Raw genomic sequence first — 21,799 nt, forward strand, 5'->3', positions numbered from 1 at the left:
TGCAACAGTCCTTTTATCTAGCATCTATTTCCTTGTATTTGTCATCTTCATCAAATTTCTTTACTACATATGAGCAAATTGGAAGGATTTTTTTATCATTTGCCTTGGCGTTTTTTACAAATTCATCCAAGAGCCTTCCTGCGATTCCCTGTCCACCGTAGGCTTTATCTACTACTGTGTGAGTTGCCTTCCATATATTTTCCTCTTCTTCGTATTGAAGAAAGCCTATTTTCTTATCATCATCAAAAGCTTGTGCTTCATTTTCCTTTTCATTAAATATAATTTTAATATCCATTTATATCACCTCTTTATTCTTATACCCATAATGACTCAATTTAGTTTATCCAAAATTGTCATATACTTTTAGGATTTCTTGTGGTAATTATCCATAAATGATATAATTTATTCAAAAGGAGGCTCTATGAAAAGAGAATACAAACTATCCTCTGTCGTTCTTGTGATTTTGATAGGAGCGGTAGTTTCATTTATAACAAGCATGCTATTTGAAAAAATCGGAGGAGATTCAACTGTTATTAAACTTATAGGAACAGCTTTGGCAAGCTTTTTGGCGTTTTTCTTCCAATATGCTCTATCTGCAGGACTTCTAAGAAATAGGATGGGATCTGTAGGAGAATATCTAAATCAAATTAATACAATTAACGGAAGATTTATCTTAATAAATATCATCATGTCACTTATAACAATTGGTTTTACCACATCTATAGGATTTCTGGGTGGTAATCTTGTTTATAATACTATGTTAACTAGTGAAGCTAGATCAGATAATGTCACAACCCTAGTTCTAATGATACTTTTATTTTTAGTATCAGTTGTTTTATCGCTATTGATAACTTATACAAACTTCTACCTAGCTGATGATAACCGTGGTTTAAAGAAAGAAAGCATAGTCACTTCCATTAAAACTATCTTTAAAATAGGTAAAGATCTTTTTGGAAAGACAATAAAGATATATTTAAAATATATAATACTACCTCTACTTATTTATGGAGTTTTGTTAGTTTTAACTATCATTTTTATACCAAATGACGGTTTGGGAGGAATATTTCTTTCTAGTCTAGTGACTGTAATTTTGGTAGTGTATTTGCTATTTGCATCAGCAATTGTTCTTGCGAGACTATCAGATGCCTACATTGACTACACTGAGGAAAAAATAGCAATTGAAGATTAATTTTATATTTTATAATGACAATCGTCCCATCATTGGAATATTTTTCTAGTGATGGGACGATTTATTTTAAGATTTTTTATTTTGTGATTTGGGGAGCCTTGTTTTCTTTTCTTAATATTTCTAGTCTACTTATGGCGTGGGCTTTGGCGTTTTCTGGTGCTTTTGCCATTTTTTTCATCTTAGTTTTGCCAAAGATATTTGTATAAGATCCGTCTGCCCAAAATATATTTCTCTTCATAAAAGCTGTAAGAAGGGCGTAGATTGGATTTAGGAGATTTACGAAGGCGAATGGGAAAAATACCAAAGGACTTACTCCCAAGGTTCTCATTTGATAGGCACCACATGCTGTCCATGGAAACATAACAGCCCACAAGGTTCCAGCATCTTCTAGTGTTCTTGAGAGCATATTTCGAGAAAGTCCCATTTCATCATACTTATCTTCATACAAGGGAGCAGGAACTCCTATTCCTAAGAATTGATCGCACATGGTAGCGTCACAAAATATGGAAGTAGCCATAGTTGTAAGGACAAGTCCTCCAACGGAGTTGATTCTTTCTTTTAGTTTTCTAAATAGTCTTTCTATAACGCCAGCCTTTTCTAAAGAACCTCCAAAGGAGACAGCAAGGAGAATTAAATTTATAGTCCACATTTGATTATCCATACCACCTTTTGCTAGAGCTTCATCTACAAAGTCATTGCCAGTTACAATATCAGGTCCATAGTGGAGGATAGCAAATATTTCTGCAAGAGATCTTTTTTCTTGAAATATCAGAGAAAAGATTATACCTGTAAGAACAGAAATCATAACACCTGCAAGTCCTTCTATTCTTAGAACACACACCAAAATAATTATTAGTATAGGAAAAAGAACTAGAGGAGTGATATTAAAATTGCTGGAAAGGGCAAGCTTTATGCCTTCTGCAATCTCTGGATCATAGTTTAGAGTATTTGCCCTAAGACCAATAAAGCTATATAAAACAAGAGATATCAAAAACACAGGTCCAGTTGTAGATATCATTGCACTAACATGGTCAAAAAGACCTGTCTTAGCTACTCCTGCCGCAAGGTTGGTTGTATCAGATAAGGGAGAGAACTTATCGCCAATGTAGGCACCTGATATAACCATGCCGGCAGTAATAGCAGGATTTATCCCAAGACCCTTGCCTATAGTCATAAAAGCGATACCTATAGTTGCTGTAGCAGTCCAACTTGACCCACAAGATAGACCAACTAGAGCTGTTATAATACAGCCGATAGGCAAAAACAATTTGGGAGAAAGTAGGTCAAGTCCATAATAAATTAGGGCAGGAATTGTTCCTGAAATCATAAATGATGAAACTAATATACCAACTGTTAGTAGGATTAGGATAGCATCTAGGGTTGTAGAAATCCTTTCAACCATTCCTTCTAACATTTCCTTAAAGCTTTTTCCAGTAATAAGACCTACGATACATGAAACAATTATCCCACACATCAAAGGAAGGTGGGCTGCGTCATAGATAGGTTCGCCATCCTTTTTGGCAAAGACAAATACATAGATCATTAGTGAAATCATAGTAACAATCGGAAGTAAGGCCTCAAAAATACTAGGAAGCCTTTTAGTTTTTTCTTTTTTCATAATAACTCCTTATAACATGGTAGCGTGATAAATCATATTTATATCCTACAAGAGATATGTACTTTTGTCAATAATAATCTAAATAGTTTAATAAATCATCAAAATAAAATAAATAAAAATCTTACTTGCTATCATCAATTGTTTTCGATATATTAAGAAAAGAATTTTATCAAAAATAATATAGAAATTAAATTTTACTAATGAGTTAATAGTATAGTTACCATAGAAAGAATCCTATACTTTATAGTTGATTTTAAACAGATAAGTGCTATACTAAAATAATTGTAGGAGGATTTATGAACATTATTATCTTGGGGGCTGGTAAGGTTGGCTCCTATCTTACTAGTGGCCTAGCAGAAGAAGGTCACGATATACTAGTTATTGACCATGATAAGGACGTTTTAGATAAATTATTAGCAAGTAATGATGTGATGGGCATAGTTGGAGACGGTAGAGATCCAGAAGTCTTGATGGATGCAGATGTTTCTTCTTGTGATTTGTTTATAGCAATTACCCTATCTGACGATGTAAACCTCATAGCATCAACTATAGCTAAGAAACTTGGAGCAAAAAATATAATCATAAGACTTAGAGAAAGTCAATATATCAACCAAAAGGAAATCATAGAGGATATAACCTCAGCATCTAGGATTATAAATCCAGAAATGATTGCAGCTAAGGATATCCAAAGGGCACTAAAGTACTCTCACGCCCTAAATGTTGAAAGCTTTTTTAGAGATCAGGCTATCATGATGGAGCTTGTCATATCTGAAGGTTCTAGCCTAGTTGGATCAAAGATATCTGATCTAAATGCATATTCAGCTGAATACCACACTCTAATTGGGATTGTCAACAACAATGGCAAGGTCTACATACCTCACGGGTCTTATGTCCTAGAACAAGGAGAGAAGATTTATATAATAGGAGCTAAAGAGGGAGCAGATAGGTTCTACAAGAAGGAAGTTTTAGATAGGATTGAGATTAAAAATGTGCTAATAATTGGAGCGGGTGCTATTTCAACTCACCTAACTGGGCTTTTACTAGAAAGAGGATTTGGAGTAACAGTTGTAGAAATAGATAAGAAAAGAGCAGAAGAGATTAGCGAGAAGTTCTCAGATGCGGTTGTTATAAATGCCGACGGATCAGACCCTGACGTTTTAGAAGAAGTTAGAATTGAAAACTTCGATGCTATGGTTTGCCTAACAGGAATGGATGAAGAAAATATCCTGATTTCTCTATTGGGTGAGAAATACGGAATAGAGAAAATCATTGCCAAGGTCAATAGAACTAAGCTTTTGAAGATGACAGGCATCCTTGATATAGACACAACATTTACTCCAAAAAGAGTTGCAAGTGACGTTATCAATAGAATCATAAGAAGTAAGGAAAATGCTAGAGGATCTTCTATTACATCTTTGTATAGATTAGAAGATGACCAGGTTGAAGTAATTGAATTTGCTGCCATAGAACATTCCGATATTCTAAATAAAAAGCTAAGAGACTTAAATATAAGAGAAGATACCTTGATAGCTTGTATCAAACATGAGGAGCGTGATGGACAAATCGAAGTTCCAAATGGAGATTCTATGATTTCTCTGGGAGATAGGGTTTTAGTTATAACAACTAACCATACTTTCCAAGTCATAGATGATGTATTGGAGTAGATATGAACGGTTCAATTATAAAATATACAATAGGAAAACTCCTTCAAGTCTTGGCTATGCTTATGAGCCTGCCTCTACTTGTTGGGTTAATCTATAAAGAAGGTTTTACTGATATTAGAAATTTTATAATTCCCATAGCTATTTCTCTTATATTAGGCATGATTTTAGTTAGAAGAGGATCTAGCCAAGGACACATCTTTACCAAAGAGGCCATGTTTATTACTGCAACCTGCTGGATTGTTTTCTCAGTTATAGGATCAATCCCCTTATATCTAACACCAAGTAACTATCCTAGCGTTATAGATGCTTTCTTTGAAATGGCAAGTGGATTTACAACTTGCGGGGCAAGTGTAGCTCACGATTTAGAACTTTTGCCTCATTCTGTTCTTTTTTGGAGATCATTTTCTCACTTTATTGGAGGAATGGGAATCCTAGTATTTACCCTAGCAATCCTCCCTAAATCAAACAAAGAATCATCAAACCTCATGCAGGCAGAAGTACCGGGTCCAACTTTTGGAAAGATAACTCCAAAACTATCTCAAACAGCAAGAGTGCTTTATCTAATGTATATAGCTCTTACTATAGTTACGATGATTTTCTTATTATTTGGAGGAATGGATTTATTTGATGCTATAATTCATGCCATGGGAACAGCTGGAACTGGTGGATTTTCAAACAGAGGTTCGTCCATAGGCTATTATGACTCAAGATATATTGAAATTATTCTATCCATTGCCATGTTAGCCTTTGGTGTAAACTTTAATATCTTTTATTTTGCCCTATTTCGTTCAGCCAAACAAGCCTTCAAGAGTGAAGAACTTTGGTGGTATTTGGGTATAGTTGGTGTTTCTGCCCTACTAATTTATTTTAACGTAAGAAGTATGTATCACGATGAAATCTACTCTGGAGTATCATCTATATTTACAGTATCTTCTATAATTACAACTACAGGTTATGTATCAGTAGATTTTGGATCTTGGCCATTATTTTCTAGAAATATATTGATTTTGCTTATGTTTATAGGTGGATCTGCAGGATCAACTGCAGGTGGACTAAAGGTATCAAGGTGCGTAGTTGTCTTTAAATCAGCTATCAATCAAGTGAGAAAGGCAATCAATCCTCTAAGAGTAAATGTAAATAAAATGGACGGCAAGAAAGTAGATAGAGATGTGGAAGATTCAATAAACAAATATATCCTTGTCTATATATTGTTATTTGTAGTATTTATGCTAATCATAACACTTGAAACTAACAACTTCGAATCAGCCTTTTCTGCAGTAGCTACAACCTACAATAATGTAGGGCCTGGACTAATTGATTTTGGTCCAATAACTACCTTTGAATCAATGAGTAAATTATCTAAACTAGTCTTAACCTTTGCCATGCTTTTTGGTAGACTAGAGCTTTACCCAATGATTCTTCTATTTGCACCAACCACCTACAAAAATTTGACAAGTAAAAACCACAGACTATTGTAGTTTGACAAAATTATACAAAAGAATTAAAATTGACTTAGAATATTGAAAGCAAGGGAGTTCTTGAAAGATCTGAGAGGAGGGTAGTACCCTCGACCTAACCTGATTTGGATAATGCCAACGGAGGAACGTGAGAATTTAGCAGAATGACTTTGTTTATGGAATAAAGTCTTCTGCTTTTTTTATGTAAAAATAATAGGAGGAAATATGAAAGTAGGACTAACAATTGCAGGATCTGATTCATCTGGCGGAGCAGGAATACAAGCAGACATAAAGGCTATGAGTTTTAATGGAGTATTTGCCGAATCGGCTATCACAGCCCTAACAGCTCAAAATACTACAGGCGTTACAGGAATAATGGATGTAAGCCCAGAATTTTTAAAAGAGGAAATTGATGCAGTATTTACAGATATTTTCCCAGATGCAGTCAAAATCGGCATGGTATCCGACAAAAAGCTAATAGAAGTAATAGCAGAAAGACTAAGTTACTACAAGGCTAAAAATATAGTCCTAGATCCAGTAATGGTCGCAACTTCAGGAGCGAAACTTCTAAAAGATGACGCTATAAAAACTTTGATAGAAGAACTCTTCCCTCTTGCGACTCTTATTACTCCAAACATACCAGAGGCAGAATTAATTTCAGGGATGAAAATCAAAAGCGAAGACGATATGGAAAAAGTAGCCAAATATATTTTCGAAAAATATGGGACAAATGTTCTCTTAAAAGGAGGACACGCCATAAATGATGCCAATGATTTTCTCTTTGAAAATAATAAGGGCTTTTGGATAAATGGAGAAAGAATTGATAATCCAAATACTCACGGTACAGGTTGTACCTTATCATCAGCAATAGCTGCAAATCTTTCTAAGGGATATGATCTCTATGAGTCAATTAAAAAGGCTAAAGCCTACCTTGAAGGGTGCCTAAGAGATGGACTAGACTTAGGAAAAGGATCTGGACCTATGAATCACGCTTTTGACCTAAAGGAAGAATATAAGAATTAGTAGAAAAAAGATAAATAATAGTTGACAAATCAAGGCTTTTGTAGTATTATATGTGAGTCGACTTAAGGTTTCTTTTATGAAGCTTTTCGATGAAATCGCAAATCCTGAATGCGATTATAAATAAATGTCAGGACGAGTAAAGCCGCCACCTACTAGGAGCGGTGTCTAAATATAGTAGGCGAAAAATTTATAGGAGGAATTTTATGAAACATCAAAAAACATGGACTGCAACTCCTGATCAAATCGACAGAAAATGGTATGTCGTTGATGCAGAAGGACAAGTTTTAGGTAGACTAGCTAGTCAAGTTGCAGCAATCTTAAGAGGAAAGAACAAACCTACATTTACTCCACACTATGATACTGGAGACTATGTAATTATTATCAATGCTGACAAAGTCGTTCTTACTGGTAACAAAGAAGACCAAAAAGAATACCAAAGATACTCAGGATACAGCGGCGGACTAAAGATTACTAAATTTAAGGATATGAAAGCTAAAAATCCTGAAAGAATCGTAACTCACGCTGTAGAAGGCATGCTTCCACACAACAAACTAGGCAGAGCTATGGCTAAAAAGCTTAGAGTGTATGCTGGCAGTGAACACAATCACGAAGCCCAAATGCCTGAAGTTTTGGAATTAAATTAAGGAGGACTTAGATGGCAGATATTATACAATCAACAGGAAGAAGAAAGACATCTGTAGCTAGATGCACTATGGTTTCTGGTAGCGGAAATCTATTAGTAAACGGAAAAAGCTTAGATGAATACTTTAACTTTGATACATTAAAAGTAATAGCTAAATCTCCACTTGAACTTACAGAAAACCTAAACAACTATGATATCAAAATCAATGTTAACGGTGGTGGATATACAGGTCAAGCAGGTGCTATTAGACATGCAATCGCGAGAGCTCTAATCATAGCAAACCCTGACTATAGACAAGCCCTAAAAAGAGCAGGATTCCTTACAAGAGATTCTCGTAAGAAAGAAAGAAAGAAAGCTGGTCTTAAAAAGGCTAGAAAATCATCTCAATTCTCAAAGAGATAATTATTTACTTTTATACAATATACAAAACACAAAACCGCAAGACTTATCTTGCGGTTTATTTTTTTATAAAGATTAGCTAAAACTAGTATAATAAATTTAATATTACGATATAGAGGTTTTATGCAGAAGATAAATTACAATCTCAAGATGGAAGAGATTATAAAAGAAAATAGAAAAAATGGGAAAAAACCCAAGCTTTTGATGCAAGTTTGTTGTGCTCCTTGCTCAACCGCTGTTATAGACAGGATATATGATGATTTTGAAATTGACATGTTTTACTATAATCCTATGATTTATCCAGCAAGTGAACTAGATAAGAGAGTTGACACCCTAAGAAAGCTAAAAGGCGATTTGAATATAGAATCAGAGATAATTTTTCCGGAAAATTCTATGGCTGATTTTGCTGAAATTGCAGAAAAAAGAAAAGACGATCACGAGGGTGGCGATGCTTGTTATGCTTGCTATAAATTAAGGCTTGAAGAGACTGCAAAATACGCAAGAGAAAATGATTATGAATATTTTTCTACAACCTTGTCTATCTCACCATATAAAAATAGCCAGTGGCTAAATGAAATCGGTAGGGACTTGGAAAAAGAATACGGTGTCAAATATTTGTATTCTGATTTTAAGAAGAAAAATGGCTACAAGAAATCCATAGAGCTTTCTAAAAAGTACGACCTCTATAGGCAAGACTATTGTGGATGCGTATTTTCTTTTAGAGAAATGGAAGAAAAACATAAGGAAAATAAAGAAAAAAACGATTAGTTATAAATAAAAGATAATAATAGTAAAAAGTTAGTTTTTTTGATAAATGGGTAATATTTTATTAGGAGAGGATTATGAAAGATTTACTGCTTATCAAAAAAATTATAGATGAGAAAGAGACAAGTGAGGTCTATCCTGTCACTTTCGACTTAGATGACAGTTTCAAAAGGTCTGTGGCCTTGGATATTTTTAAAGAACTGAGTGATAAAGCTATTATAAAATCTAATAGGTTTACAATCAAGGACCATTCTTTTACTATTGATATCCTCCCAAGCTCAATTACAAGGATAATTGAAGAAATAATCAGAAGAAACATGAAAATATATGGGATATATGTCCTATATGATAATTACATTGAAGAAGGAGAATGATTATGGACAAAAAAATTATGGATTTAATTAATGAACAAATGAACTTTGAGTTTGAATCTGCTTACCTCTACAAGGCTATGGCAGCTTACACAGATGACCTTGACCTTGATGGATTTACAACATGGTTAGACCACCAAGTATCAGAAGAAATCTTCCACGGAGAAGGTATGAAAAACTTCCTTCAATCTGTAGGATACAAACCAGTATATGAAGCAATCGCTAAACCACAAGGAGACTATGAATCAGTTCTTGATGTTATGAAATCTGCTCTAGAACACGAAAAAGAAGTTACTAGAAGAATCACAAACATTGCCAAAGAAGCAAACGGTGTTGATGAAAGAGTAAGAAGCTTTATCCAATGGTACATCGACGAACAAGTTGAAGAAGAAGAAACATTTAACAAAATCATCACAAGACTAGAAAGAGTTGGAGATGATTGGCACTCAATCTATATCCTTGATGCTGAACTTGGCCAAAGACCAGAACCAACAGAACCAAATATCGCTTAATAATGAAAACAATTAAAAATAATAAGCTAGAAGCTCATATAAATTTAGACGGGGCTTATGTGGAAGACTTATCTTACGGAGAAAAGTCTGTATTTTTCCCAAAATCTCGTCTAAAAATGGCTGATAGCTACAAAATTAGGGGCGGTATGCATGTATGCGCCCCTAATTTTTCTGATGATAATTTATTAAACGAACTAAAAAGCCACGGCTTTGGGAGAGACTTGACTTGGAAGAGCCTAGAAGAAGGCGAAGATTATCTTGTTTTGGGCTTGGAAGGAATAGGATCTTACGAAAATGTTTTATTTAAGATTAGTTACAAACTAATAGATAATAGGCTTGAAGTAAAACTTATAGTAGAAAATAAAGATGATAAAAAAGTTCCGCTAGCTCCAGCCTTCCACCCATATTTTAAGACAAGCTATGAAGATCTTTCCATCAGTGGTGTAACTATCAACAAGGAAGATCTTCCAGATTCAATTTTTATAGATAAGAAAGACTTATCATTTAAGATTAAAGATTTTTCTATAGATATTTTAGGCAAGGAAAATGTGTCGGTTTATACTATTTGGTCAGATTTTCTTGGAGAATACATTTGCCTTGAGCCAACATACAACGGCAAAAGCTTTATGGATTTAGACAAAGAAGTTTACTATCTTAATCCAAATGAAATATTTACTCAAAGCTTTGATATTGTAGTTAAAGAAAATTAAAATAATTAAAGAACAATTTAATATAAGTTAAATAACTTGAAAATTTTCTAAATATCTGTATAATGATATTAATAAAATTGATGGAGGAGATTATGATACAAGCATTAATAGCTCTTATACTATTACCAGTATTAGGAGTTGGGATTTTCAAATTTATATTTAAGCTAGGCTTTGGACTTCTAGGGCTAATTTTAGCTGTAGTTTGTCTACCAATCCTTCTAATTGTTGGTATACTTCTTCTTCCACTTATGTTAGTAGGAGGCTTTGTAGGCCTTGCAGTTAAGCTCCTACCAGTAGTTTTAGTAGGTCTATTAATATATTTTGGATACAGATATTACAAAGAAAATTACGAAGTTTGGTAGGGAAATTAGAAAAGAAAAAAGAGTTTGGAATTTATTCCAAGCTCTTTTTATTTGTTTAAAATAAATTTTTCTATTGCTTCTCCCACGGCTCCCTCGACGTTTGTGGATTCTGCTACGTAGTCGGCTGAGTCTTTTACTTGAAGTCTGGCGTTTTTAACTGCAACAGATGTTCCAGCTGCCTCAAGCATTTTGACATCATTATAGTTATCGCCAATGACTAGGGTATCTTTGATGTCTATTCCATAGTGGTCGCAGACTTTTTGTAGGGCGACTGCCTTGTTTACTCCTTTGGCGTTTACTTCCATAAACATATCAGAAGAATAGGCGATTTCGACATCATAGTTGGTTAGTTTTGCTATGTCTACCTCTAAACCTTGCAGATAGTTCATATCCTTGTTTTTTATTATAGCTTTTAGGATTATTTTATCCTTTATAAAGTCTATATTGTTATCTTCTAGGGCAGTTATTTGAGTTTCTGCATAGGAATCACGATCTAGGTTTAGACCGTACTTGTTATCTACAGTATAGATATAACAAGTTTGACCGTTAGCGTAGGCGTAGTCAAGGATTGCCTTGGCGTATTCATATTTTAGGCCCATGGAATGAACTATTTCTTTTGTTACGAGGTTCATTATTATTGCGCCATTGCAACAAATAACAAATCTGTCATCTTCTATGACACCAGCTTGCTCTGGTATATCAAACAACTCGTAAGTCCCGCGACCTGTGGCAAGCATTACGATAATTCCAAGATCCTTGGCTTTTTTGATGGCATCGATATTTCTTTGAGGTACGTTTTTGTCTATATCGACTAAGGTCTCGTCAATATCTGATGCTACTAACTTTATCATCTATTCTCCTTATTTATTTTCCTTTAGGAAAGTAATTATATCGTCTGATTCGTATAGATATTCGCCATCGTGGTAGAGGCAAGGAACTTGTCTTTTGCTACCTTTTTCTATTAATTCTTCCATAGCTTCTCTATTTTCATTTATATTTACAACTTCTAGTTCGATGTTTTCTTCTTCCATAAAGTTTTCTACTTTTTTACAGAAAGGACAAACAGTTCCTACAAATAATTTATAATCTTTCATTGTATACTCCTTATTTTTAAACTTTCATAATATCTTCATTATAGTATATTATACTAAGAATAAGATAAATTTAAAGATATGACAAAGGTGGTTAAATGAAAGAAACATTAAGAAAGGTTATTAGATTTATTCTTTTAATCGTAATCATAGTATGCCTAGCTATCCTTGGAAAGAGAGGCTACGATTATTGGACCAATATACAAAATAATAAACATATAGCAGGGCTTATCAAGGAAAGTCAAGACGAAATAGGTGATGGTGACGAAAACCTTAGTCCAGAAGAGAAGCTTAAAAAGCTAGAAAAACAAAACCTATATCTACTAAAGAAGTTTAAGGAAGAAAACTCAGATGTGGTTGCTGTTATAGAAATACCTGGCACACCTATCAAATACCCACTTCTCCATGCAGATGATAATAGTTTTTACCTAAGAAAAGGACTTAACAAGGAGTATGACTTGGCAGGATCCATCTTTATGGATACTAACAACAATACAGATTTAAATGATGATAATACCGTAATCTACGGTCACCATTTGGAGCTTGAGTCAATGTTTACTCCGCTTGACCAATATAGAAAGCAAGACTTTGCAGAAAAACATACTACAATGTATATCACAACAGAAGAAGGTCTTAGGGAATATGAAATATTCTCTGCCTACGGAATCCCTTCAGATTATGACTACAGAACCTTGGAGTTTATGTATGATGCTGACAAGATTCCATACTTTGAAAAACTTCAAAACAACTCAGAAGTAGACCTTGGAAGTAGAGAGTTTACAGAAGATGATACAATCGTAACTCTATCTACTTGCCAATATGACTATGACGATCAAAGACTTGCAGTACATGCAGTAAGGATAAAATAGTGAACAGATACCAAAGCTTAGAGAAAAGAAAGATAAATTTAGAAAAAACAGATGAGGGGCTTATCCTAAGGGAGGCCTCTTTTAATCCGACTCATATTTTTGAATGTGGGCAATGTTTTAACTTCCACAAGGAAGAAGATGGATCATATACAGCTGTTTTTTTAGATAAGATTATAAATGTTTTAGAATTAGAAGATGGTAGCAGCCTCATTAGAGATATCAGTGAAGAGGATTTCTATGAATATTTCTACGATTATTTTGACCTATCCACTGATTATGAGAAAATCAAGAAAGAAATAGCCATAGATGAAACACTTAAAAAAGCGACAGACTACGGCTATGGGATAAGAATCCTAAACCAAGAGCTATTTGAAACGACAATTTCCTTTATAATATCTGCCAACAACCAAATCCCTAGGATAAAAAAAGCAGTTAGGATAATCTCAGAAAGATATGGCAAGTTCATTGGAGAATATAAGGGGAGAAAATATTATTCCTTCCCAAAAGCGGAAGATTTAATGAATGTTAGTCCAGAAGAATTGAGAGAATATGCGAGAGTTGGATTTAGGGACAAAAGAATAGTAGAAGCAAGTCGCATGATTTATGAAGGGGCACTAGACTTTGACAAAGACCAAGAGCTAGACAGTGCTGATCTAAAGAAAAAACTAATGGAACTTCCTGGAATTGGTCCAAAGGTTGCAGATTGTATCTTATTATTTGCCTACCACAGGAGAGAAACATTTCCAGTAGATGTGTGGATCAAAAGAGTAATGGAAGCTTTATTTATTAAAAAAGAAGTTCCCAAAAAACAGGTAGACGACTACGCAAGAAAATACTTTGGAGATCTTGCAGGTTACACCCAACAATACCTCTTCTACTATGGAAGAGAAGAAAAAATAGGTAAATAAAAGTCTTTGGAAATAATTTAAACTTATTCCTAATATGTATGTAAAAAGAGCAGTATATAATTAATAACTGCTCTTTTTATTTGTCCTATTCGTTTTCTTTCTCAACCCTAAGCACCTCATCTAGGAGAGTTAGGTAGTATTTTTGTGCGGTTTCTATCTCAAATATCGAAGAATCATTAAAGTAAGTCAAGATTTCATCTATTAGACTTGTAACCTTCTCATCTTCGCCGTAAGTTTGTTTTAACCCTTCTGCCTTTTCTATTAGACTATTTATCTTATGGATCAGTCCCATAGTCTTTGCTTCTCTATCATTTTCCATAAGAAGCTCTCTGAGTGTCCATTTGACATTATTTTCTGTAATACCAGCCTTGTGTTGAACGCCAGCTCCATTTTCTCTAATGACATCTAAAAACTCAAACAGTTCTTCGTTTTCAAAACCATTAAACAAAATAAAATCAAAGTCTAGGTCGTAATCTTCCTCTTTAGCGGGAGTGTGACTTTCATCAAAACCTTCAATATTTAACAGATGTCCAATTTTATCATCAAGGTGGTCTTTGCCAACCTCAACAATCTTGATATTTTTTTCATCAGCAATTTTCTTAAATCTATCGTATTTATCCATATCTATTGGATTATAATATAAAATTTCAGCCATATTTACCTCTCTTTTTGTATATACATTATAACTATACTGATCATAAGCTATAAGACAAACTTTAAAAATTAAAGAAAATGGGTATAAATAAAGTAAATAATCCAATGGAGGATACAATGACTGAAACAAGACTAAAAATGGAAGAAGTAAACAAGAATAAAATCCAAGTTGACAAGATGATAATAAAAGCAAGATCTGTCCTAAGGCTATTAAACACAACAGGTAGAAAAGTTGGATCTAAATCTGACTTTACAGGTCTAAATATCTTTAGAGGAAATTTCTTAGGCAATTTCATGAGAGGAAACAAGGCTCACTCAGTAAATAAAAATCTAGATAGAAGTCAAAAAGCCATCCTAGATTTTCATAGAGACCTCTTGTTATTTGATGAGAAGCTTGCAGCTATGGTGTACTTACCAAGCAAAATTTCAGAATACTCTGACATAAATGGCAAGATAGCAGATATCGCATTTAGGACAAATATAAGAATGAAAGAGCTAGATATAAACAAAGCTGCAAGATCTATAGAAAAAATCATAAGACGACTAGAAGCACAAAGCAGAAAGTACGCCTACGAAATCAAAAAATATCAAGAACTAAAAGAACTATAGGAGATATGAGAGAGGGGAAATGTAGCCCCTCTTTTTTTGTTCTTGTTTTGAGGAGGGGATTTATAAATCTCCTTTTATTAAATGAGCGAGGTACAAACTGTAGATTCCTCCCCAACTTGTCATCCTGAGGAGCGAAGCGACGTAAGGATCTCCAGTAGGTACTTCGGGTTCAAATTAACTGCGTGGTACAAACTCTAGATTCCTCGTCGCTCCTTTAGGTCGCTCTGTCGGAATGACGGGATTGGGGGAGTGGAAATCCGTAAGGGATGTCATCAGTTCACTGACGTTCACTGTGACCAGACCCATTAGGAATGATAAAGTTGTGGGAATAGCAATCTATCAAACCAGTCATCCTGAGGAGGGAGTGAAATGACCGACGTGAGGATCTCCAGTAGGTACTTCGGGTTCATCTATACTTCGGAGTATGTACTCTAGATTCCTCGTCGAAACCTAGCAGTTTCTCTGTCGGAATGACTAATTTAGGAAAAAATCCCCAGAACCTGTCATCCTGAGGAAGGGCGAAAGCCCTGACGTGAGGATCTCCAGTAAGTACTTCGGGTTCAAATTAACTGCGTGGTACAAACTCTAGATTCCTCGTCGCTCCCTGTAGTCGCTCTGTCGGAATGACAGGGTTGGGAGGATTAATACTCTTCAATTTAGTCATCCTGAGGAGGGAGTGAAACGACCGACGTGAGGATCTCCAGTAGGTACTTCGAGTTCACCTAGATTGCGGAGTATAAACTCGAGATTCTTCGTCGCTCATTTAAGTCACTCTGTCGGAATGACATTCCCCAATTATTCCCAAAACAAAAAATCCAGCTTTAGCTCCTTTTTATTTATTTTCTTCTACATATTCAATTTTTTCCTTATCCATAACTGAATCTGGGATCATTTTCTTGTTATATAAATTAGAAATGGAAAGACGATTGCATCATCCAAAATTCCTAAAAAAGGAATCATATCATTTATCAAATCGGCAGGCATAACTGCTTATAGAAATTCTCTAAAGCTTTCAAAGGAAAAGGGAATAAAATCTATAGCCTTTCCTTTAATTTCTGCAGGTATTTATGGATTTCCAGAAAAAGATGCGTTTTTTGTAGCAAAAAGAACAATCGATGAATTTTTAAAAGATAATGAAATGGAAGTTTATCTTTCCACTTTTGTAAAAGATATCCTGTCTTTAATTATGGGATTGGAAAAAGGGATATGAAAATTGAAAAAAATAATTTTTTCCAGTATAAATATTATTGTAGAAAATTTACAAATAATTACCCGAGGAGGTAAAATATGAAAATATTTTTATCAATAAAAAATAGATGGGAAAAATTCTTGAAAAATCTAGCAGAAGAAAATAAAAAATCTTTTGGAAATGAAAGATTAGATTGTTGTTCAATGAACAAAAAAGAATATAAATAAAGAAAAAAATGACCATGGCGGAGACTGTGTAAAATTTTGTGTATAGAAACCTCCTGATTAGGGTAAGTGAAACTAATCAGGAGGAATTTTTATGCCAAGAAAAAGACCAGAGACAAAAAGAAGCAAAATAGCAAAAATGTGAATTGAAGAATATCAGCCTAAAAGTTCACAAGATATTCAAGAAGCACTAAAATATCTTTTAGGCGATACAATGGAAGAACTTTTAAAAGCAGAATTAGATGAGCATTTAGACTATGAATATGGAGAAAAACCACTATCATTAAATACAAGAAATGGTACTAGTAAAAAACAGTTAGATCATCATATGGAAATATAGATTTAAACATACCAAGAGATAGAGAAGGAACATTTGAACCACAATCATTAAAGAAATATGAAAAAGACATATCAAACATAGAAAATCAAATAATATCAATGTATGGCAAAGGAATACCCTCGCCTAATAATATCATCAACTCATTTCATTCGTTGGATATTATTGGCTGGGGCAGACCCTGACAACAAGAGACATATCATATCACATCAAAGATATTTATGGTTTTGGCATATCAGAAACAATGGTAAGTAAAATAACAAAAAAATACTACCAAACGTAGAAGAATGGCAAAATAGACCAATAGAAAAAATCTATCCAATGGTCTTTTTAGACGCTATACACTACCACGTAAGAGAAAGCAATATAGTAGTCAAAAAATCAGTCTACATTGACCTAGGCTACAACCTAGAAGGATTTAAAGAAATACTAGGACTATGGGTTGGAGAAAACGAATCAAGCAAATACTGGCTTTAGTATTAAATGATCTAAAAGAAAGAGGACTAGAAGCACAAAGCAGAAAATACGCCTACGAAATCAAAAAATACCAAGAGATAAAAGAACTTTAGAAAATATGAGAGAGGGGATTGCCCCTCTTTTTTTGTGTTGATTTGGGGGGGGTATGCAATTATAAGGATATAAATAAGCCAATAATTTACTGTAGATTCCTCGTCGCTCCCTATAGTCGCTCTGTCGGAATGACAGGGTTAATGGATTGATGCCTCCAAAATAAGTCATCCTGAGGAGTGAGCGATAGCGAATGACGTGAGGATCTCCAGTATGTACTTCGGGTTCATATATACTGCGGAGTATGTACTATAGATTCCTCGTCGAAACCTTGTGGTTTCTCTGTCGGAATGACAAAGTTGGGGGTATGTTCTCTCAAATAGTCATCCTGAGGAGCGAAGCGACGTGAGGATCTCCAGTAGGTTCTTCGGGTTCATCTATACTGCGGCGTATAAACTGTAGAATCCTCGTCGCTCTTTATAGTCGCTCTGTCGACAGTAGTTTTCGGGCTCAGCTCCGCTTCACCTCGAAAAGCCTTGATTAAGGGCTGTCATCAGTTCACTAACGTTCACTGTGACCAAACCCATTAGGAATGACGTATTTGGGGGGAAGATGGATTAGTCTATCATCAGTTTATTATCGAGACCCATTAGGAATGAAAAGTTACAAGAGAATATATCACTAATATCCTTGCTACAATCTTATTAGAAATATCTTCTCCAATTATCCCCAAACAAAAAATCCAGCTTTTAGCTGAATTTCTCTTTGTTATTTTTAAGGAGCATATCAATGGCGTGGCCTACTCCTGATTTTAGGTTAGATTTTGTTATATAGTCTGCGTGTTTTTTTAGCTCGTCTACGGCGTTTCCCATGGCTACTGCAAAGCCTGCTGCTTCTAGCATTGGTATGTCGTTTTTTTCGTTTCCTATTGCCATGACTTCTTCCATTTTGTAGCCGAGTTTGTCTGCCATTTGTGAAATGGCGTAACCCTTGTTGGTATTTTTGTTCATTATTTCTACCAAAAATGGTGCGGTTTGGACTGGATAGTAGTTATTTTTTATTTCATTAGGCATATTTTCTACAAATCTTTTTATCTCACCCTTAGATCCAAGTGCCATAAACCTCCCAAACTCCATATCTTCTGGCAAATTTTCATAGTCAACTATTTTTATGGGCATCTTGTGGATTTTGGCGTCTATCTTTGTATAAATATTTGCTCTTTTCTTGTTTGAATAGAAATTCTCCCCGTCCATGGCAGATATATCGAGCCTATAGTTTTCTAATAGCTTTGCTACTTTTACTAGGTCACTTGGACTTTGAAATGTTCCAAACATTGGCTTTTGGCTAAAGTTGTCGAATACATAGGACCCGTTTTGGCAGATTGTAAAGTGTCCCTTTTTATCAAGTCCCAATCTTTTGTTTAAATCTACCATGCTGTGAAAGGGCCTACCGCTGACTAAGGCTATGTGAATTCCGGCTTTTTTTGCCTTTTCAATGGCGGCTATATTTTCTTTTGTTAATCTTTTTAGTGGGGTAACTAATGTTCCGTCCACGTCTATAGTTATTAGTTTAATCATAGGGATACTATACCCCAAGAGATAAAAATTATTAAAATATAAAATTTTGGGTATAAATATATGTAGAGAAACGAAAACAGATTAACTAATTATAGGAGGAAATATGATAATAGGAGTACCAAAAGAGATAAAAGATCAAGAGTCCAGGGTTGCAATCATCCCAGGAGCAGTTTTAGAATTGACTAAAAATGATAATGAAGTTTTAATAGAAACTGGAGCAGGTCTTGCATCTGGTATAACAGATGACCAATATGAAGAGGCTGGAGCTACTATTGTAGATAGTGCAAAAGAGGTTTGGGAAAAGGCCGAAATGATCTACAAGGTTAAAGAGCCACTCAAGGAAGAATACAAATATTTTAGAGAAGGACTTATCCTTTATACCTACCTTCACCTTGCAAGCAATGAAGAGCTTACAGATGAGCTTATCAAAAACAAGGTAACAGCTATAGGTTTTGAGACAGTTCAACTTGATAACAAACTTCCACTTCTTCGTCCAATGTCAGAAATCGCAGGAAGAATGGCAGTACAAGAAGGTGCCCAATACCTAACAAAACCAAAGGGAGGAAGAGGAATCTTACTTCAAGGTGTACCAGGGGTTCGTCCTGCTAACGTTGTAATCGTAGGTGCAGGTACAGTTGGTACAGGTGCAACTAGGATTGCCGTTGGTATGGGTGCTAGAGTCACAGTTCTAGATGTTAACCTAGATGCTCTAACTGAACTACACAACCTATTCCCAGACAAGATTGAAACACTTTACTCTAACCCACTAAACATAGAAGAAGCTGTCAAAAACGCCGATCTTGTTATATCTACAGTTCTAATCCCGGGTGCTCGTGCGCCACAACTTATCAAAGAGGATATGGTTAAACAAATGAAGGAAGGATCTGTAATAGTCGACGTGGCAATAGACCAAGGTGGTTCAACAGACCTAACAAAGGGTAGACCAACTAGCCACACCAACCCAACATTCGTTGAATATGGTGTAATCCACTATGCCGTTGCCAATATCCCAGGTGCAGTAGCTATGACATCAACATATGCTCTATCAAATGCAACTACAAGATATGCCAAGGCAATAGCAGATATGGGACTAAGAGCAGCTTGTGAGAGATTCCCAGAGCTAATCAGAGGAGTTAACACATACGATGGCTATGTAACATATGAACCAGTTGCAAAAGATACTAACCACGAATACAAAGAGCTAGATATAGCTGAATAATATAAGAAAATCTCAAACTCCCAACCCCAACTTCCAACAAGAAAGGGTTGGGAGTTTTTTCTTTGATATAGACGAAAGTGTCCTAAAGACAGGATCTGAGTATTTTATAAGCTATGCTAAAAGATTTTTAGCTAAGATTTACCATAATATATAAAGATGTTATAATAAAATCATGGAAATAAATAAAAAACGTTATAGGGACTTGGATACCTATCTAAAACTTAAATTTAATAAAAAAATAATAAAACTCCCGCTAGATGGGGGATTTACCTGTCCTAATAGAGATGGGACTTTGGGATATGCGGGCTGTATCTACTGTTCAGAAACAGGTAGTGGCGAATGGACTTTAGCTAAGAAATCTATAGCAGATCAGATAAAAGACCAAAAGATAAAACTATCCAAAAAGGGAAGGGAAGAAGGATACATCGCCTACTTTCAAAACTTCACCGCAACCTACGGAGATATTTCCAAAATGAGAAAACTATTCTACGAGGCAATCGAACAAGAAGATGTATGTGGACTAATGATAGCCACAAGGGGAGACTGTCTATCAGAAGATGTTATAAGTCTCTTAGATGAGATAAACAAAAAGATTTTTCTTGTAGTAGAGCTTGGTATGCAAAGTGTAAATGATAAGACCATTTCACTCATAGAAAGAGGCTACACTCACAGGGAATTTGACAAGGGAGTAGATAAGCTTAACAAACTAGGTATCAAAACCCTAGTCCATGTCATAGTAGGCCTTCCTTATGAAACAATGGATGATTACCTAAGAGATGCAAGATATATCAATAAAAAAGACATCTGGGGGATTAAGATCCACAACCTATATCTCGAAAAAGATAGTCGCTTTTTAAAATTTTATGAAAAAAATGGCTTGAATTATTCCATGACTAAAGACGATTACGTAGGAATCTGCGTACAAATGCTAAGAAATCTCAAGAAAGATATAGTAATCAATAGACTAACTGGAGATGGCATCAGAGAAAAGATTGCCTATCCAACTTGGTCGAAGAATAAAGCGGGTATACTATCAAGTATAGACAAGCTGATGAAAGATGAAAATTATAGACAGGGGGACTTATGTCAAGAAAACTAGACTCTAAATTTTATGTAAACTCACTTCAAAACGACACTTATAGTGATAAAACCCACACACTACTTTTAGTAGTAGATGAACAACCAAAACTAATGGCTACCATGGAAAACGGAGAAGAAACTACAATAAACACCCTTGCCCTAATCAAGGCATTCAAACAATATGAGATGAAATATCTCGCAACAGAACAATATCCAAAGGGACTCGGTAGGAGCGATGAGAGAATATTAGAAGAAATCGAAGAAGATAAAATCTTTGCCAAAAGCCTCTTCGATGCTGCTATTCCAGAAGTAGTAGCTTATATTAAGGAAAATGACATTAGAAAAGTCCTAGTCACAGGAGCAGAAGGTCACATCTGTATCTATCAAACAGTCAGAAGCCTTCTAGATATGGGACTTGAAGTGTTCTTGGTAGAAGATGCAGTAGCAAGCTTTAAGGAAAGCCAAAAACAAACTGCAGCAAACACTTTGGAAAATATGGGAGCAGTTATAGTAAACACCGAAATGGTATTATTTGATCTCGCCCGAGATGCAAAGGATACTAACTTTAAAAATATATCCAATTTGGTGAAAAGCCTTAGATAATTATACACCCACCAGTAGTAGCTGGTGGGTATTTTTTTCTCTATTTTAGATTTATTTATTTTAAAAATCGAAAGTTAAGAAAATTAGGAAATGTGTATTTGATATATATATATATATATATATATATATTATATATCGCTTTATTAAGCGAAAAAGCGAAAGCGTTAAACAAATGAAATAGATAGTTCGGTAATCTATTTTTAGGAAAAATGGGAAAAT

26 protein-coding genes and 1 pseudogene are annotated in these 21,799 nt (G+C 34.8%); 20 read left to right on the forward strand and 7 right to left on the reverse strand.

Features of this window, described 5'->3' with window-relative positions:
- Positions 1-13: 13 nt before the first annotated feature.
- Positions 14-295, reverse strand: a complete 282-nt coding sequence (locus E0D87_RS04265; RefSeq protein WP_130819472.1) for a GNAT family N-acetyltransferase — start codon at positions 293-295, stop codon at positions 14-16.
- Between the two features lie 126 nt (positions 296-421).
- Between E0D87_RS04265 and E0D87_RS04270 the strand changes: the two genes are divergently transcribed.
- Positions 422-1,189, forward strand: coding sequence for a hypothetical protein (locus tag E0D87_RS04270; RefSeq protein WP_130819473.1), 768 nt, complete (start codon positions 422-424; stop codon positions 1,187-1,189).
- 76 nt (positions 1,190-1,265) lie between these two features.
- Here the strand turns inward: E0D87_RS04270 and nhaC are convergent, their stop codons facing one another.
- Positions 1,266-2,807: a Na+/H+ antiporter NhaC gene (gene nhaC / locus E0D87_RS04275; protein WP_130819474.1), complete on the reverse strand. Its 1,542-nt coding sequence runs from the start codon at positions 2,805-2,807 to the stop codon at positions 1,266-1,268.
- Positions 2,808-3,103: 296 nt separating this feature from the next.
- Here nhaC and trkA point away from each other — a divergent pair, with 296 nt between their 5' ends.
- The 10 genes from trkA (at position 3,104) to E0D87_RS04325 (ending at position 10,713) form a co-directional block, all read left to right on the forward strand.
- The gene (gene trkA / locus E0D87_RS04280; RefSeq protein WP_130819475.1) at positions 3,104-4,471 is read left to right on the forward strand and encodes a Trk system potassium transporter TrkA; all 1,368 of its coding nucleotides are present in this window, start codon (positions 3,104-3,106) and stop codon (positions 4,469-4,471) included.
- 2 nt (positions 4,472-4,473) lie between these two features.
- Positions 4,474-5,949, forward strand: coding sequence for a TrkH family potassium uptake protein (locus E0D87_RS04285; protein WP_130819476.1), 1,476 nt, complete (start codon positions 4,474-4,476; stop codon positions 5,947-5,949).
- Positions 5,950-6,153: 204 nt separating this feature from the next.
- Positions 6,154-6,951, forward strand: a complete 798-nt coding sequence (thiD, locus tag E0D87_RS04290; RefSeq protein ID WP_130819477.1) for a bifunctional hydroxymethylpyrimidine kinase/phosphomethylpyrimidine kinase — start codon at positions 6,154-6,156, stop codon at positions 6,949-6,951.
- A gap of 203 nt (positions 6,952-7,154) precedes the next feature.
- Complete coding sequence (gene rplM / locus E0D87_RS04295; RefSeq protein WP_130819478.1) at positions 7,155-7,595, forward strand: 50S ribosomal protein L13; 441 nt, start codon at positions 7,155-7,157, stop codon at positions 7,593-7,595.
- 11 nt (positions 7,596-7,606) lie between these two features.
- Positions 7,607-7,996: a 30S ribosomal protein S9 gene (gene rpsI / locus E0D87_RS04300; RefSeq protein WP_130819479.1), complete on the forward strand. Its 390-nt coding sequence runs from the start codon at positions 7,607-7,609 to the stop codon at positions 7,994-7,996.
- Positions 7,997-8,116: 120 nt separating this feature from the next.
- Positions 8,117-8,761, forward strand: a complete 645-nt coding sequence (locus E0D87_RS04305) for an epoxyqueuosine reductase QueH (RefSeq protein WP_130819480.1) — start codon at positions 8,117-8,119, stop codon at positions 8,759-8,761.
- Between the two features lie 74 nt (positions 8,762-8,835).
- Positions 8,836-9,132: a hypothetical protein gene (locus E0D87_RS04310; RefSeq protein WP_130819481.1), complete on the forward strand. Its 297-nt coding sequence runs from the start codon at positions 8,836-8,838 to the stop codon at positions 9,130-9,132.
- A gap of 2 nt (positions 9,133-9,134) precedes the next feature.
- Positions 9,135-9,641 (forward strand): ferritin, encoded by a 507-nt coding sequence (locus E0D87_RS04315; protein WP_130819482.1) that lies wholly within the window; start codon positions 9,135-9,137, stop codon positions 9,639-9,641.
- A 2-nt stretch (positions 9,642-9,643) separates the two neighbouring features.
- Positions 9,644-10,351 (forward strand): aldose epimerase family protein, encoded by a 708-nt coding sequence (locus tag E0D87_RS04320; RefSeq protein WP_130819483.1) that lies wholly within the window; start codon positions 9,644-9,646, stop codon positions 10,349-10,351.
- A gap of 92 nt (positions 10,352-10,443) precedes the next feature.
- Complete coding sequence (locus E0D87_RS04325; RefSeq protein WP_130819484.1) at positions 10,444-10,713, forward strand: hypothetical protein; 270 nt, start codon at positions 10,444-10,446, stop codon at positions 10,711-10,713.
- A 47-nt stretch (positions 10,714-10,760) separates the two neighbouring features.
- Here the strand turns inward: E0D87_RS04325 and E0D87_RS04330 are convergent, their stop codons facing one another.
- The gene (locus E0D87_RS04330) at positions 10,761-11,564 is read right to left on the reverse strand and encodes a Cof-type HAD-IIB family hydrolase (RefSeq protein ID WP_130819485.1); all 804 of its coding nucleotides are present in this window, start codon (positions 11,562-11,564) and stop codon (positions 10,761-10,763) included.
- Positions 11,565-11,573: 9 nt separating this feature from the next.
- Complete coding sequence (locus E0D87_RS04335) at positions 11,574-11,807, reverse strand: glutaredoxin family protein (RefSeq protein WP_130819486.1); 234 nt, start codon at positions 11,805-11,807, stop codon at positions 11,574-11,576.
- A gap of 95 nt (positions 11,808-11,902) precedes the next feature.
- On the opposite strand from E0D87_RS04335, the gene srtB reads away from it, so the two are divergent.
- On the forward strand, positions 11,903-12,673 hold the full coding sequence (srtB, locus tag E0D87_RS04340; protein ID WP_130819487.1) for a class B sortase: 771 nt from the start codon (positions 11,903-11,905) through the stop codon (positions 12,671-12,673).
- Entirely contained in the window at positions 12,673-13,581 is a 909-nt protein-coding gene (locus E0D87_RS04345) for a DNA-3-methyladenine glycosylase family protein (RefSeq protein ID WP_130819488.1), read from the forward strand. Before srtB ends, E0D87_RS04345 begins: the two co-directional genes overlap by 1 nt.
- An 85-nt stretch (positions 13,582-13,666) precedes the next feature.
- Here the strand turns inward: E0D87_RS04345 and E0D87_RS04350 are convergent, their stop codons facing one another.
- Positions 13,667-14,236: a DUF3783 domain-containing protein gene (locus E0D87_RS04350; RefSeq protein ID WP_130819489.1), complete on the reverse strand. Its 570-nt coding sequence runs from the start codon at positions 14,234-14,236 to the stop codon at positions 13,667-13,669.
- 116 nt (positions 14,237-14,352) lie between these two features.
- Here E0D87_RS04350 and E0D87_RS04355 point away from each other — a divergent pair, with 116 nt between their 5' ends.
- Positions 14,353-14,844, forward strand: a complete 492-nt coding sequence (locus E0D87_RS04355; protein WP_130819490.1) for a hypothetical protein — start codon at positions 14,353-14,355, stop codon at positions 14,842-14,844.
- A gap of 888 nt (positions 14,845-15,732) precedes the next feature.
- Here E0D87_RS04355 and E0D87_RS09360 read toward each other — a convergent pair.
- A complete protein-coding gene (locus E0D87_RS09360; protein WP_423190622.1) occupies positions 15,733-15,828 on the reverse strand; it encodes a DUF1232 domain-containing protein in 96 nt (31 codons plus the stop codon).
- A 52-nt stretch (positions 15,829-15,880) separates the two neighbouring features.
- On the opposite strand from E0D87_RS09360, the gene E0D87_RS04365 reads away from it, so the two are divergent.
- The 3 genes and pseudogenes from E0D87_RS04365 to E0D87_RS09365 all read left to right on the forward strand — a co-directional run.
- Positions 15,881-16,054, forward strand: coding sequence for a macro domain-containing protein (locus E0D87_RS04365; protein ID WP_242618468.1), 174 nt, complete (start codon positions 15,881-15,883; stop codon positions 16,052-16,054).
- A 77-nt stretch (positions 16,055-16,131) separates the two neighbouring features.
- The gene (locus tag E0D87_RS09315) at positions 16,132-16,260 is read left to right on the forward strand and encodes an LDCC motif putative metal-binding protein (protein WP_278044792.1); all 129 of its coding nucleotides are present in this window, start codon (positions 16,132-16,134) and stop codon (positions 16,258-16,260) included.
- 142 nt (positions 16,261-16,402) lie between these two features.
- Positions 16,403-17,103 (forward strand): annotated as a pseudogene (locus E0D87_RS09365) (transposase); the annotation flags it as partial.
- 747 nt (positions 17,104-17,850) lie between these two features.
- Here E0D87_RS09365 and E0D87_RS04375 read toward each other — a convergent pair.
- Positions 17,851-18,678, reverse strand: a complete 828-nt coding sequence (locus E0D87_RS04375; protein ID WP_130819491.1) for a Cof-type HAD-IIB family hydrolase — start codon at positions 18,676-18,678, stop codon at positions 17,851-17,853.
- Positions 18,679-18,781: 103 nt separating this feature from the next.
- Here E0D87_RS04375 and ald point away from each other — a divergent pair, with 103 nt between their 5' ends.
- From ald to E0D87_RS04390, 3 genes are all read left to right on the forward strand, one after another.
- Positions 18,782-19,897, forward strand: a complete 1,116-nt coding sequence (gene ald, locus E0D87_RS04380; protein WP_130819492.1) for an alanine dehydrogenase — start codon at positions 18,782-18,784, stop codon at positions 19,895-19,897.
- Between the two features lie 172 nt (positions 19,898-20,069).
- On the forward strand, positions 20,070-20,996 hold the full coding sequence (gene mnmL, locus E0D87_RS04385) for a tRNA modification radical SAM protein MnmL/YtqA (RefSeq protein WP_130819493.1): 927 nt from the start codon (positions 20,070-20,072) through the stop codon (positions 20,994-20,996).
- The gene (locus E0D87_RS04390; protein ID WP_130819494.1) at positions 20,981-21,580 is read left to right on the forward strand and encodes an isochorismatase family protein; all 600 of its coding nucleotides are present in this window, start codon (positions 20,981-20,983) and stop codon (positions 21,578-21,580) included. The genes mnmL and E0D87_RS04390 overlap by 16 nt, the downstream gene beginning before the upstream one ends.
- The last annotated feature ends 219 nt before the right edge of the window (positions 21,581-21,799 follow it).

Origin of the sequence: Anaerococcus vaginimassiliensis (genome assembly GCF_900626155.1) — a bacterium.
Lineage (GTDB): Bacteria > Bacillota > Clostridia > Tissierellales > Peptoniphilaceae > Anaerococcus > Anaerococcus vaginimassiliensis.